Below are 13,345 nucleotides of genomic sequence, written 5' to 3' on the forward strand. Positions count from 1 at the left end.
AAAAAACCTTCATATTATCCGGGGCGACGATTATACACATTATTGCAGCCGGAAGAACCGACGGCTGGGAGCGGGAATAAACAGCAGAAACAGAATTAAAAGATCGGGGAGTTTTTGCATGACCAGGGAATGCAGGATATCACGCTTCGATTCTCCCGCGATGCTAAACAACTCCGGATACCCGTAGCCTAACGACGCCGCCCACAGATACCCACTTACAATAATTTGTGTCGCCAGGTACACCCAGCGCGCCCAGCTACGGCCTTTCACCAGCGAAAACGCACAATAAATTTCAATAAAGACCAGCACTAAGCTGGCCAGAAAGACCAGGGTTAAGCTCCACGTCTGCACGCTGCGATGAATAAACTCGCCCATCCCGCGTATGCCGAGGGTATTCATAATCATCAGCACATCGAGACCGCGAATCAAAATAATCGCCATAGCCGCAACCTGCACCAGCGTAGGCACATTTAAACGGGCATGTGATGAGGTTGATTGCTTTATAAATCCCAATGAATGTCTTCCCTGAAAATGATGCCGCGACCCGCGCGGCAACGCATTGCCATAGTGGAAGATTTTAGTGGCTTCAGCCGCGTCTTGCACGCTGGATATCGCGAATCCGCTGTTTTTCCGCTCGCGCCATCAGGTACCAGGCAATAAATCCGACGATTCCTACCACGCCGAGGATTAACGTCGCCAGCGCGTTGATTTCCGGGTTCACGCCCATGCGCACGCTGGAGAAAACCAGCATCGGTAGCGTGGTAGCGCCGGGACCGGAAACGAAGCTGGCAATCACCAGATCGTCAAGGGAAAGCGTAAAGGCCAACAGCCAGCCCGAGATCACCGCTGGCATGATCATCGGTAACGTAATGACAAAAAAGACTTTCAACGGCGGCGCGCCAAGATCCATCGCCGCCTCTTCAATCGAACGATCCAGTTCGCGTAATCGCGAAGCGATCACCACTGCCACGTAGGCGGTACAGAACGTGACGTGCGCCAACCAGATGGTCAGCATCCCGCGATCGGAGGGCCAGCCGATAGCATGACCGAGCGCAACAAACAACAGCAGCAGCGACAGCCCGGTAATCACATCCGGCATCACCAGCGGCGCGGTGATCATAAACGCAAAGCCGTTTGCGCCGCGAAACCGTCCAAATCGCACCATCACCACCGCAGCAATGGTACCGAGCACCACCGCCATCGTCGCCGCGCAGGCGGCAATTGTCAGGCTTAGTCCCACTGCGCTCATCATGGCGGTATCCCGAAAGAGCTCGCCATACCAGCGCGTCGACCATCCCGCCCACACCGTCACCAGCTTCGAACTGTTAAACGAGTAAATCACCAACATTAACATCGGCGCATAGAGAAAAGTAAACCCCAGCACCAGAATCAGAATGCGCCAGGGCGAGCGAACGACCGGTAAGTTATTCATCCGTGCTCCCCCACACTTTTTTGCTGATGTTTATGGAACCACATGATCGGGACTATCAGCAGCAGCAACATAATAATGGCGACCGCAGAAGCCACCGGCCAGTCGCGGTTATTGAAAAACTCCTGCCACAGGACGCGACCAATCATGATACTGTCCGGCCCACCAAGCAGTTCCGGGATCACGAACTCGCCCACTGCCGGGATAAAAACCAGCATCGAGCCGGCGATGATTCCGCCTTTGGTGAGCGGGACAATGATGCTAAAAAACGTTTTCAGCGGTCGGGCGCCGAGATCCAGCGACGCTTCCACCAGCGAATAATCAATGCGCGTCAACGCGGTATAAATGGGCAGAACCATAAACGGCAGATAAGCATAAACAATGCCGATATAAACGGCCAGGTTAGTGTGCAGGATCGTCAGCGGCTGATCGATAACCCCTAGCCACAGCAACACATTGTTCAGCACGCCGTTGTTTTTCAAAATGCCCATCCAGGCATAGACGCGTATTAAAAAAGACGTCCACGAGGGCAGAATCACCAACAGCAGCAGGATATTGCGCGTGGAGGGCTTGCTGTGCGCCACCGCCCACGCCAGCGGGTAGCCCAGCAGCAGGCAGCAGATTGTGGAAATACCGGCAATTTGTAACGATTGTAGATAGGCTTCGAAATAGAGCGGATCGTCGGTCAGTTGCAAAAAATTGCCGAGGTTGAGCGTAATCGACAACTGACCGTCAGCCCATTCCAGCAGATCGGTATACGGCGGGATCGCCCGCGCCATTTCCGCCAGACTTATCTTAAAGACGATAAGAAACGGCAGTAAAAACAGCAGAATGAGCCAGATATAAGGCAAAGCAATAACCAGCTTACGCCCATGTTTCATTTGCATTCGCGCCAACCATAGCGCCGCGCCGCCAGGTTTACTGATGCGTGCCGGAGGTTCAAGTGCGCTCATGTTTCCCCCTTATACCGTCAGGACCACGCAGCTATCCGCTTCCCAGCACAAACGCACTTCATCGCCCCAGGTCGGTAACCCTTTCCGGTAACGGTGCGCATTCTGCAGTTGAGCGCTGATCATCTGCCCGCTTTTTAGCCGCACGTGATAAATAGACAGATCGCCGAGATACGCAATATGCGCCACTTCGCCGACGGCGAAATTATAGCCATCGGCAGGCAGCGACTCACACAGCATGATTTTTTCCGGACGTAGCGCCACATATACCGGCACATTATCAACGACAGAGGCATCCGCATCGACTTTTAACGGATGTACCAAACCGGGCGCGTCAATGACCAGACCGTCCTCTTCACGCGCTTTCAGTAAGCCCTCAAAAACATTTACCGATCCGATAAATTCGGCGCTATAGCGGGTCGTCGGATGCTCGTAAATCTCCTCCGGTTCGCCAATTTGCACAAATTTTCCACGGTTCATGATGGCAATGCGCCCCGCCATCGTCATCGCTTCTTCCTGATCGTGCGTCACCATGACGCAGGTCACGCCGACGCGCTCAAGGATATCCACCACTTCAAGCTGCATCCGGTCGCGTAATTTTTTATCCAGCGCGCCCATCGGTTCATCCAACAAGAGCAGTTTAGGACGTTTCGCCAGGCTGCGCGCCAGGGCCACGCGCTGGCGCTGACCGCCGGAAAGCTGATGCGGCTTACGTTTTGCAAACTCCTGCATGTGCACCAGACCCAGCATCTCATTGACGCGGCTGGTAATCTCCGCCTTCGGCAGTTTGTCCTGCTTCAGACCAAAAGCGATGTTCTGCTCTACCGTCATATGCGGAAACAACGCATAGGACTGAAACATCATATTAATCGGACGCTGATACGGCGGAACATGCGCCAGATCGACGCCGTCGAGCATAATTTGCCCGCTGCTCGGCGGTTCAAAACCTGCCAGCATCCGTAGCAGAGTCGATTTTCCACAACCTGACGCGCCCAGCAGGGCAAAAATCTCGCCTTTATAGATAGTCAGACTGACATCATCGACAGCATGTTGCCCGTCGAATGACTTCGTCAGGTTGCGAATTTCCAGAAGCGGCGTCAGCGCTTTACGGGTTTTCACCTGCGGGCGGTGGGGGACATCATTCACAAGGCGCTCTCCGGCATAACACAATCAAACGATACAAACGGTGGAATGCCCGATAGCGCACGCTTATCAGGCCATACCGTTAATAAATTACTTACCGCTTTTCACCTTCGTCCATGCGCGGGTGCGGACGCGATCGATCTTCGGCTCCTGCACTTTCAGGGTAAACAACTTGGCCCGCACATCCGCCGGCGGATAAATTCCCGGGTTATCGCGCACCTGCTGGCTGACCAGCGCCGTCGCCTCTTTATTCGCATTGGCGTAGAAAACGTGATCGGAAATATGGGCAATCACATCAGGGCGCAGCAGATAATTAAGGAACTGGTAGGCCTCGTCTTTATTTTTGGCGTCAGCCGGCATGGCAAACACATCAAAAAACGCCATTGCCCCCTCTTTGGGGATCGAGAAAGAGATATTGACGCCATTTTTCGCCTCTTTCGCCCGGTTAGCGGCCTGCCAGACATCGCCCGCCCAGCCAATGGCTACACAAGTATCGCCATTAGCCAGATCGTTAATGTATTGCGAGGAGTGGAAATAGCGAATGTTTGGCCGTAGCTTCAACAACAGATCGGTTGCCGGGCCGGTGTAGTCATCCGCTTTGCTGCTATTCGGATCTTTATCCAGATAGTTCAGCACAGTGGCAAAAATTTCTTCAGGCGCATCAAGGAAAGAGACACCGCAGCTTTTTAGCTTCTCCAGATTTTCCGGCTTGAGGACTAAATCCCAGCTATTCACTGGCGCATCATCCCCCAGCACCGCTTTCACTTTATCAACGTTATAGCCAATGCCCGTCGTGGCCCACATATAGGGCATGGCGTATTTGTTGTCAGGATCGTGCTTCGCTACCAGTTTCAGCAGTTCAGGATCGAGGTTTTTCCAGCCGGGAAGTTTGCTTTTATCCAGCGGCTGAAAAACGCCCGCGGTGAGCTGGCGCTCAAGAAAACTGGCCGATGGCACCACCAGATCGAACCCGGTGCTGCCTGCCATTAACTTGCCTTCCAGCACTTCGTTAGAGTCAAAGACATCATAGATAACGTTAATCCCGGTCTCTTTTTCAAAGTTCGCCACCGTGTCCGGCGCGATATAATCTGACCAGTTATAAATGTGCAGCGTTTTTTGTTCGGCAGCGAGCGTGCCGACAGAGACGACCATCAGAGCACCCGCAACCAGACCCGATAGCCATTTTTTCTTTAAGGCGGTCATCATCGCTTTCCTTCTGAAATCCGTTAACAAATGAACCCATTAGGCGTGGTTTAAAACATGCCTGAAATGTGCATACCTTTTCATTTGATACAAATGAAGAAGAGAGGTCGCCCTCCCTGCCATCAAGCTCGCTATAGAAGCTTCGCAAGAATAACTTTAGCTAAGGTTTGAGGCTATAGCCCAGATTAAAAAACGCCTTTTATCAATTTTTTATGCAGGTTTTGTCTATGTGATAAAGCGAAATGGTCAGAAAGGAGGTGAATAATTCTTTAAATAAAGGTTAATAGCAGCATAAAAAAACGTAAACAGCAGCCGCGCTGGCAGCGACTGCCTGATTATCGGAAGGGATTAGTGAAGAAAATGGTCAACTGCGCTGGTTTTTTGCGCGTCTTCTTCCGCGTTAAACAGAAGCTGATGCGCCCCGGCCTCAAGGATCACCATAGAAATCTGCTCTTCACTTTGGCGAACAAACCATTCGAACTGTTCGTAGGTGACGCCTTGCATAACGGATAAAGACTGGCACACAACCAGTTTTGGTAGATTATCATCCTGCATATCGAGAAAGGCTTTTACCGTCAACGAACTGGCGTTGATAGCAGAGAGATCGGCTGCCAGCGGCAGCAACGCGGAAGGCCTGACCTCCGCCATCGCGGAAAAAAGAATGGTGTTGTCCACCAAATCGATTTTAGCATCGTAGACGCCGTCAAAATTCTGCATATGCGGCAAATGCAGCGCCTGGCAGGTATCACATTCGAAGAAATTCATGCCCAGGTCGTCGAGCCATTGACGCAACGTATCCAGAGTGGGAACGACCAGTGATATCATAATAATGTGCTACCTCTTACGATGACGATGAAAAATTACCGGCACAGCTTACGCAAAAAGCGTGCTTCGTACTACGGCGGAATCCACGATTGCGATTAGCCGCCGATTTTAAGGCAAAATTCAGGTGTAGCGTGACGTTCTATCCACTGAATCATTCGCCCCGCGATATCTACGCCCGTAGTCTTTTCGATACCTTCCAGTCCCGGCGAGGCATTCACCTCCATCACCAGCGGCCCGCGCGCGGCGCGTAAAATATCGACGCCCGCCACATCCAGCCCCAGCGTTTGTGCGGCTTTGATGGCGATATCCCGTTCACGAGGCGTGATCGTCGCGATGCTGGCCACCCCGCCACGATGAAGATTGGAGCGAAAATCACCGGCTTTCGCGCACCGCTCAATCGCCGCCACAACCTCATTGCCGACGACCAGACAACGAATATCGCATCCTTTAGCTTCGGCAATGTATTCCTGAACCAGGATATGGGCATTCAGCCCCCGAAACGCATCAATAACGCTTTCAGCAGCCTGACGCGTCTCCGCCAATACCACGCCGATCCCTTGCGTGCCTTCTACCAGCTTCACGACCAGCGGCGCCCCGCCAACCATCTTAATAAGATCGCTGGTATCATCCGGCGAATGGGCGATCCCGGTAATGGGGAGATCGATCCCCTGGCGCGCCAGAAGTTGTAGCGATCGCAGCTTATCGCGCGCGCGGGTAATAGCGACGGATTCATTCAGCGGATAGCTACCCAGTAGCTCAAACTGACGTAGCGCAGCGGTACCATAAAAGGTAATGGCCGAACCAATACGGGGAATAACGGCGTCAAAATGGGGCAGACGACGCCCCTTGTAATGGATCGACGACGCAGCCGGATTAATATTCATATAGCAGGAAAGAGGATCGAGTATCTCGACCAGATGGCCGCGCCGCATCGCCGCTTCGCGCAGACGTTTGCAAGAATAGAGCGTTCCATCCCTGGACAATATGGCAATTTTCACCCTGCACCTCGCTGAAAACCCTGAAAAGCCCGCGTATCATACACTGGCCCGCAGGTTTTAGCGCGTCGCCCAGCCCTGTTTATGCAAATATTCAAGGATAAATGGGCGATTTTCTTTAATCAGGGTGCGACGGATATGATCGCTCCAGGTATCGCGTCGCGTATTACTGCCGCGGGTCAGATAATACTCAGCCAACTGCTCGTCATAGCGCGCCAGCAGCTTTTCATCAAGCGGTTGATACTGGTTCTCATGAACCACAAGCTCGGCAGGCAGGCGCGGTTTCAGATCCGGATTATCCGCAGGCCATCCCAAACACAGGCCAAAGAGCGGCAATACATGCTTCGGCAATTTTAATAGTTCGGTAACAGACTCAATATTGTTACGGATGCCGCCGATATACACGCCGCCTAATCCCAGTGATTCCGCCGCCGTCAGCGCATTTTGCCCCATCATCGCCGTATCGACGACACCGAGCAGCAGTTGTTCGGCAAGCCCCAACTGCGCGTCAGGACAGATCTGCAAATGACGATTAAAATCGGCGCAAAATACCCAGAACTCAGCGGCCTGCGCCACATGCTTTTGCCCGCCCGTCAGGGGCACTAACGCCTCGCGCAGCGCCCTATCGGTAATACGGATAATAGAGCTGCACTGTAAAAAACTGGAACTGGACGTGCTGCGCGCGGCGGCAATAATGGCCTCTCGCTGCGCGTCAGTCACGGGTTCATCGGTGAAATGGCGAATAGAACGATGGCCACAAAGAAGTTCAATGGTCGGACTCATTATGCTTTTCTCTATCTGAACGGGAAGAAATGTCGGGTGGACGTTTCATCAACTGCGGCGCCAGTAACTGCGCAATACGCCACATCATCGCCACCGCGGCGGGGAGGATCAACACGACGCCCAGGAAAACCATCAATACGCCAGCCAGCGGCGTATTGAACGGCGCGGGCAGCGTAAGGTAATGATTAAGCGATAGCAGAGCAAGCGCCAGCAAAATCATACCGAGGCATTCCAGTATCAGTACGCTTTTGGGTAACACGCCAATCGTGCGCATATCAAGCCTCCCGGTTAACTGACGCACAGTGTAGAACGTTCTGGTCCGGCGTGCTTAACAGATATAGCCCTGGGTTATCAAAGGAACAGGCGTAACCTGCTTTTCATCTGCCGTAAATCGCGGCATGATAACACCTGTTCGCCGTCTGGCTTTATGTTCGAGGAGAGATATGTTTACTGTTATTTTTGGCCGCCCAGGGTGCCCTTATTGCGTGCGTGCAAAAGAGTTGGCGGAAAAACTGAGCAAAGAACGCGACGATTTCAACTACCGCTATATTGATATCCATGCTGAAGGCATTACTAAAGCGGATTTGGAAAAAACCGTAGGTAAACCTGTAGAAACCGTACCGCAGATTTTTGTCGATCAAAAACATATCGGCGGCTGTACGGATTTTGAAGCATGGGCAAAAGAAAATCTGAATCTTTTCGCCTGATTGCTCTGGCAACGCCCTCTGACGGAGGGCGCTATCGGCGTTTTTTTCGCCGGTGGCTAAACAGGCTGCTAATAAACAAATAGCAGAGCGCGCCTAACGCACACCAGAATACGGCGCTAAATAACCACGCCAGTTCTTGCCAAAACGATCGGGTAGGCATAAATACCACGCGCATTAACACCAGGCAAAACGGCGCCGCCAGCATCGCCCCGATCAGCGGTCGGATCACCTCGCGTCGGTGAGAACAAAAACTGGCCACCGCACCAGGCAACGTAAAAAATAACAGTCCAATCTCAGGATGCCCTGCCGCGCGAAAAGCGCCTTGTACATGCATAGTTAATGAAAGACACACCACAATAAAGAGTACAAAGCAGCAGACAACGCTTGCCCACCCGTGTTTATGTTTCAATCGTTCCTCCTGACACTCTCTATCGAACACGCTTTCCGCCGTGAGGCATCCAGTCAGATAAAGTCATGTGGCATTCCATGCCAAAAACACACCTGCACGATTCTTATAGCCGTTAGTACGCAATAAGATTAAACTAGCAGGATATATTGTTGTGTTGTTTTTATTTGGATGCTGTATGCAATACGATTGCACCCTTAATTCATGATAAAAACAGTAGCGTAAATTACCATTTCTTTCAACAGCTTACTCGTAAACAAGAAGTTAGTCTCCGTGAATATAAACGTCGCAGATTTGTTAAATGGGAATTACATCCTGTTATTATTTGTGGTCCTGGCTCTTGGCCTGTGTCTTGGCAAGTTACGTCTGGGTTCAGTCCAACTTGGTAATTCCATTGGCGTTTTAGTGGTCTCTCTATTATTAGGGCAGCAACACTTTAGTATTAACACCGACGCGCTAAATCTGGGATTTATGCTGTTTATTTTTTGTGTCGGCGTCGAGGCTGGCCCCAACTTTTTTTCGATTTTTTTTCGCGACGGTAAAAATTATCTGATGCTTGCCCTGGTCATGGTCGGTAGCGCTCTGCTAATCGCCTTAGGCCTTGGTAAGCTATTCGGCTGGGATATCGGCCTGACGGCCGGTATGCTGGCCGGCTCAATGACATCCACGCCCGTGCTGGTTGGCGCAGGCGATACCCTGCGACATTCCGGCATCGCCAGCACCCAACTCTCCTCCGCTCTTGATAATCTGAGCCTGGGTTATGCCCTGACCTATCTGATTGGGTTGGTCAGTCTGATCGTGGGCGCGCGTTACTTGCCTAAACTACAGCATCAGGATTTGCAAACCAGCGCCCAGCAAATTGCTCGCGAGCGCGGTCTGGATACCGATGCTAATCGCAAGGTTTATTTGCCGGTTATCCGCGCCTATCGGGTTGGCCCGGAACTGGTGGCCTGGACTGACGGTAAAAACCTGCGCGAGCTGGGTATTTACCGCCAGACAGGCTGCTATATCGAACGTATTCGCCGTAACGGTATTCTGGCGAACCCGGATGGCGATGCGGTGCTGCAAATGGGCGATGAGATTGCGCTGGTCGGCTATCCGGACGCGCACGCCAGGCTCGATCCCAGCTTCCGTAATGGTAAGGAAGTGTTTGATCGCGATCTGCTTGATATGCGCATCGTGACGGAAGAAATTGTGGTGAAAAACCACAATGCGGTCGGTCGCCGCCTCGCTCAGCTCAAGCTGACCGATCATGGCTGCTTCCTTAACCGCGTCATCCGCAGCCAGATCGAAATGCCTATCGACGATAACGTCGTGCTGAATAAAGGCGACGTGTTACAGGTGAGCGGCGACGCCAGACGCGTAAAAACCATCGCCGATCGCATTGGTTTTATTTCGATTCATAGTCAGGTGACGGACCTGCTTGCCTTCTGCGCTTTTTTTATCATCGGGTTAATGATCGGGATGATTACCTTCCAGTTCAGCAATTTTAGTTTCGGTATCGGCAACGCGGCCGGATTGCTGTTCGCCGGGATCATGCTCGGTTTCCTGCGCGCTAACCATCCTACCTTTGGTTATATTCCGCAGGGCGCGCTTAATATGGTGAAAGAATTCGGCTTGATGGTGTTTATGGCAGGCGTTGGTTTAAGCGCCGGCAGCGGTATCAGCAACGGTCTGGGCGCGGTCGGCGGACAAATGCTGATCGCCGGGCTTGTCGTCAGCCTGGTACCGGTGGTGATCTGCTTCTTGTTTGGCGCTTATGTGCTGCGCATGAACCGGGCGCTGCTGTTCGGTGCCATGATGGGCGCGCGTACCTGCGCCCCGGCGATGGAAATCATTAGCGATACGGCGCGCAGTAATATTCCAGCGCTGGGTTATGCGGGGACTTACGCCATCGCCAACGTTCTGCTCACGCTGGCGGGGACGCTTATTGTCATCATCTGGCCGGGGTTAGGATAAAACTGAAGTTTGCCTTTAAGTGAAAAAATTTTGCCAATAGGTCGAACTTTTCGTTAAAGCATCAGTCATACCTATTGCCACTGCTTTTCTTTGATGTCCCCATTTTGTGGAGCCCATCAACCCCGCCATTTCGGTTCAAGGTTGGTGGGTTTTTTGTTGCCTGACGCAGAGTGACACGACATTGACTCTCCGGCGATTCGCTTTACCATCTGTAAAATCGCTTCACGCGCCAGCGGCGTTCGATCCGTTACAAAATGCAGCGTCATCCCCTCGATAAACGCATCCAGCGCGCGGGCGGTCTGCGCGTCAAACCACTGCGCCAGCGTATTCTGGCTACGCTGCATCCAGTTTTGCATGACTATTTTTAACGCTGGCTTATCGCTGGCATAGGCATATAACTGATACATTAACGCCATATTATCCGGCGTCGTAACCTGCGAGCCGTAAATCATTTCCGTTATCGCCTGGCACGCCCCCTCCGCATCCGTCACCTGCGCAAAAAAGTCCTGGTATTGACGCGACATGTTCTCGGTGAAAAGTGTAAAAGCTTCACTCAATAACGCATCCATACCGGCAAAATAGTAGGTCATCGAGCCAAGCGGCACCTGAGCGATAGCGGCGATTTTCCGGTGCGTCACGGCATGAACGCCATAGGTCTTTACCGCTTCCAGTGTGGCCTGAATTATTTTTTCCCGTCGCTTAGGATCATTGGCGCGTCTTACGGCATTTTCTTTCATGATGAGTTCCACATCTCATTCAGGATGCAGGCGATAGTAGCCTGCCGTTTACGCTGAAAAAACAGACAGTAAAAACTGTCTGCACAATGAAGTATGACGATGATATGTACAAATGTACACAAGCTTGCTAATGTTTACCTCTCGCTTCTATTTTCTGGCCTGACGCTATGACCGTCCTCTCCTCACGTAACGCCTTAAAACGCCGTACCTGGGCGCTGTTTATGTTCTTCTTTTTACCCGGACTGCTGATGGCCTCCTGGGCAACCCGAACGCCTGCTATTCGGGATATTCTTTCCGTCTCTACCGCGGAAATGGGGGCGGTCTTATTCGGGCTTTCTATCGGTTCAATGAGCGGTATTCTTTGTTCCGCCTGGCTGGTGAAACGATTTGGCACCCGGAAGGTTATTCGCACGACGATGACCTGCGCAGTAGGCGGGATGGTCATTCTTAGCGTCGCGTTGTGGTGCGCCTCGCCGCTGATTTTTGCCCTTGGATTAGCCGTTTTCGGCGCCAGTTTTGGCGCCGCCGAAGTGGCGATTAATGTCGAAGGCGCGGCGGTCGAACGCGAGCTGAATAAAACCGTTCTGCCGATGATGCATGGTTTCTACAGTTTCGGCACGCTGGCGGGCGCTGGTGTCGGCATGGCGTTAACCGCATTAAGCGTCCCGGCTAACATCCATATCATCCTCGCGGCTGCCGTGGCGATCGCGCCCATTTTTATCGCCATTCGGGCGATCCCTGACGGTACGGGTAAAAACGCATCGGAAGATGCTCACCTTCAGGAAAAAGGATTACCTTTTTATCGGGACATCCAGCTTTTGCTTATTGGCGTGGTGGTGCTGGCAATGGCATTCGCCGAAGGCTCTGCGAATGACTGGCTGCCGCTACTGATGGTAGACGGACACGGTTTTAGCCCAACCTCCGGCTCTCTGATCTACGCCGGTTTCACGCTTGGTATGACCGTTGGCCGCTTTACCGGCGGCAGGTTTATTGACCGCTATAGCCGGGTGACGGTTGTTCGCGCCAGCGCGTTGATGGGAGCGCTGGGCATTGGCCTGATTATTTTTGTCGATAGCGACTGGGTCGCCGGCGTCTCGGTCATTCTTTGGGGCTTAGGCGCTTCGCTCGGCTTCCCGCTGACCATTTCCGCCGCCAGCGATACCGGTCCCGACGCGCCGACGCGCGTGAGCGTTGTCGCCACGACCGGCTATCTGGCGTTTTTGGTCGGGCCGCCGCTGTTGGGCTATCTGGGAGAGCATTATGGATTACGCAGCGCCATGATGGTTGTGCTGGCGCTGGTTATTCTGGCGGCGCTGGTGGCGAAGGCCGTCGCCAAACCTGTATCGACTCCGCAACCGGTGATGGAGCATAACGCATGAGTATCAAATTAATCGCCGTCGACATGGACGGCACTTTTCTGAGCGATCAAAAAACCTATAACCGTGACCGGTTTATGGCGCAGTACCAACAAATGAAGCGGCAAGGCATTCGCTTTGTCGTGGCCAGCGGCAACCAGTATTACCAGTTAATCTCGTTCTTTCCGGAAATTGCGCACGAAATCGCTTTTGTCGCGGAAAACGGCGGCTGGGTGGTCAGCGAAGGCGAGGATATTTTTAACGGCGAGCTGACAAAAGCCGACTTCCAGGCGGTTGTCGAACACCTGCTCACACGCGCCGATGTGGAGATCATCGCCTGTGGAAAAAACAGCGCCTACACGCTGAAACGCTACGACGATGCGTTAAAAGCCGTTGCGGCAATGTATTATCATCGTCTGGAGTTTGTGGATAATTTTAATAATATCAACGATGTCTTTTTCAAATTCGGCCTTAATATTACCGATGAACGGATACCGGAAGTACAGGCGGCGCTGCACGACGCCATTGGCGATATCATGGTTCCCGTTCATACCGGCTATGGCAGTATTGATTTAATTATTCCCGGCGTGCATAAAGCCAACGGCCTGCGTCTGTTACAGCAGCGCTGGGGCATTCATGATAGTGAAGTGGTGGTATTCGGCGACGGCGGCAACGATATTGAGATGCTGCGTCAGGCCGGGTTTAGTTTTGCCATGTCGCACGCCAGCGAAGCAGTCGCGGCGGCGGCGAAATACCGCGCCGGATCGAACAACCAGGAAGGCGTGCTGGATATTATCGACAGCGTATTAAACAACGAGCCGCCGTTCAACGTCTAGCGGATGCCTCTCTATGC

General features: G+C 52.6%; 15 protein-coding genes. 4 read left to right on the forward strand and 11 right to left on the reverse strand.

Features of this window, described 5'->3' with window-relative positions:
* Positions 1 to 39: 39 nt before the first annotated feature.
* The 9 genes from HV477_RS04530 to HV477_RS04570 all read right to left on the reverse strand — a co-directional run bounded on the left by HV477_RS04530 (position 40) and on the right by HV477_RS04570 (position 7,602).
* On the reverse strand, positions 40 to 513 hold the full coding sequence (locus HV477_RS04530; RefSeq protein WP_001668047.1) for a YbjO family protein: 474 nt from the start codon (positions 511 to 513) through the stop codon (positions 40 to 42).
* Positions 514 to 586: 73 nt separating this feature from the next.
* Positions 587 to 1,432, reverse strand: coding sequence for a putrescine ABC transporter permease PotI (gene potI / locus HV477_RS04535; protein ID WP_001061632.1), 846 nt, complete (start codon positions 1,430 to 1,432; stop codon positions 587 to 589).
* A complete protein-coding gene (gene potH / locus HV477_RS04540; RefSeq protein WP_079899364.1) occupies positions 1,429 to 2,382 on the reverse strand; it encodes a putrescine ABC transporter permease PotH in 954 nt (317 codons plus the stop codon). The genes potI and potH overlap by 4 nt, the downstream gene beginning before the upstream one ends.
* A gap of 9 nt (positions 2,383 to 2,391) precedes the next feature.
* On the reverse strand, positions 2,392 to 3,525 hold the full coding sequence (gene potG / locus HV477_RS04545; protein WP_079826052.1) for a putrescine ABC transporter ATP-binding subunit PotG: 1,134 nt from the start codon (positions 3,523 to 3,525) through the stop codon (positions 2,392 to 2,394).
* Positions 3,526 to 3,612: 87 nt separating this feature from the next.
* The gene (gene potF, locus HV477_RS04550; RefSeq protein WP_000125764.1) at positions 3,613 to 4,725 is read right to left on the reverse strand and encodes a spermidine/putrescine ABC transporter substrate-binding protein PotF; all 1,113 of its coding nucleotides are present in this window, start codon (positions 4,723 to 4,725) and stop codon (positions 3,613 to 3,615) included.
* A gap of 348 nt (positions 4,726 to 5,073) precedes the next feature.
* Complete coding sequence (locus tag HV477_RS04555) at positions 5,074 to 5,550, reverse strand: YbjN domain-containing protein (RefSeq protein WP_000624810.1); 477 nt, start codon at positions 5,548 to 5,550, stop codon at positions 5,074 to 5,076.
* A gap of 95 nt (positions 5,551 to 5,645) precedes the next feature.
* On the reverse strand, positions 5,646 to 6,548 hold the full coding sequence (rimK, locus tag HV477_RS04560; RefSeq protein ID WP_000684361.1) for a 30S ribosomal protein S6--L-glutamate ligase: 903 nt from the start codon (positions 6,546 to 6,548) through the stop codon (positions 5,646 to 5,648).
* Between the two features lie 57 nt (positions 6,549 to 6,605).
* Complete coding sequence (gene nfsA, locus HV477_RS04565) at positions 6,606 to 7,328, reverse strand: nitroreductase NfsA (protein ID WP_000075300.1); 723 nt, start codon at positions 7,326 to 7,328, stop codon at positions 6,606 to 6,608.
* Complete coding sequence (locus HV477_RS04570) at positions 7,312 to 7,602, reverse strand: YbjC family protein (RefSeq protein ID WP_001259131.1); 291 nt, start codon at positions 7,600 to 7,602, stop codon at positions 7,312 to 7,314. Before HV477_RS04570 ends, nfsA begins: the two co-directional genes overlap by 17 nt.
* Positions 7,603 to 7,771: 169 nt before the next feature.
* Between HV477_RS04570 and HV477_RS04575 the strand changes: the two genes are divergently transcribed.
* Complete coding sequence (locus HV477_RS04575; RefSeq protein WP_000495513.1) at positions 7,772 to 8,035, forward strand: GrxA family glutaredoxin; 264 nt, start codon at positions 7,772 to 7,774, stop codon at positions 8,033 to 8,035.
* A gap of 31 nt (positions 8,036 to 8,066) precedes the next feature.
* On the opposite strand, the gene HV477_RS04580 is transcribed toward HV477_RS04575, so the two are convergent.
* Positions 8,067 to 8,444 (reverse strand): inner membrane protein YbjM, encoded by a 378-nt coding sequence (locus tag HV477_RS04580; RefSeq protein ID WP_000680850.1) that lies wholly within the window; start codon positions 8,442 to 8,444, stop codon positions 8,067 to 8,069.
* 270 nt (positions 8,445 to 8,714) lie between these two features.
* Between HV477_RS04580 and HV477_RS04585 the strand changes: the two genes are divergently transcribed.
* Complete coding sequence (locus tag HV477_RS04585; protein ID WP_001024853.1) at positions 8,715 to 10,400, forward strand: aspartate:alanine antiporter; 1,686 nt, start codon at positions 8,715 to 8,717, stop codon at positions 10,398 to 10,400.
* Between the two features lie 116 nt (positions 10,401 to 10,516).
* Here the strand turns inward: HV477_RS04585 and HV477_RS04590 are convergent, their stop codons facing one another.
* Positions 10,517 to 11,137, reverse strand: a complete 621-nt coding sequence (locus tag HV477_RS04590; RefSeq protein ID WP_000661873.1) for a TetR/AcrR family transcriptional regulator — start codon at positions 11,135 to 11,137, stop codon at positions 10,517 to 10,519.
* Between the two features lie 167 nt (positions 11,138 to 11,304).
* On the opposite strand from HV477_RS04590, the gene HV477_RS04595 reads away from it, so the two are divergent.
* Positions 11,305 to 12,516 carry an MFS transporter gene (locus HV477_RS04595; protein WP_079899230.1) on the forward strand — a complete coding sequence of 404 codons (1,212 nt, stop codon included), beginning with the start codon at positions 11,305 to 11,307 and terminating at the stop codon, positions 12,514 to 12,516.
* Positions 12,513 to 13,328: a Cof-type HAD-IIB family hydrolase gene (locus HV477_RS04600; protein ID WP_000023547.1), complete on the forward strand. Its 816-nt coding sequence runs from the start codon at positions 12,513 to 12,515 to the stop codon at positions 13,326 to 13,328. The genes HV477_RS04595 and HV477_RS04600 overlap by 4 nt, the downstream gene beginning before the upstream one ends.
* The last annotated feature ends 17 nt before the right edge of the window (positions 13,329 to 13,345 follow it).

The organism is Salmonella sp. SG203, assembly GCF_013350575.1.
In the GTDB taxonomy this organism is placed as follows: domain Bacteria; phylum Pseudomonadota; class Gammaproteobacteria; order Enterobacterales; family Enterobacteriaceae; genus Salmonella; species Salmonella enterica.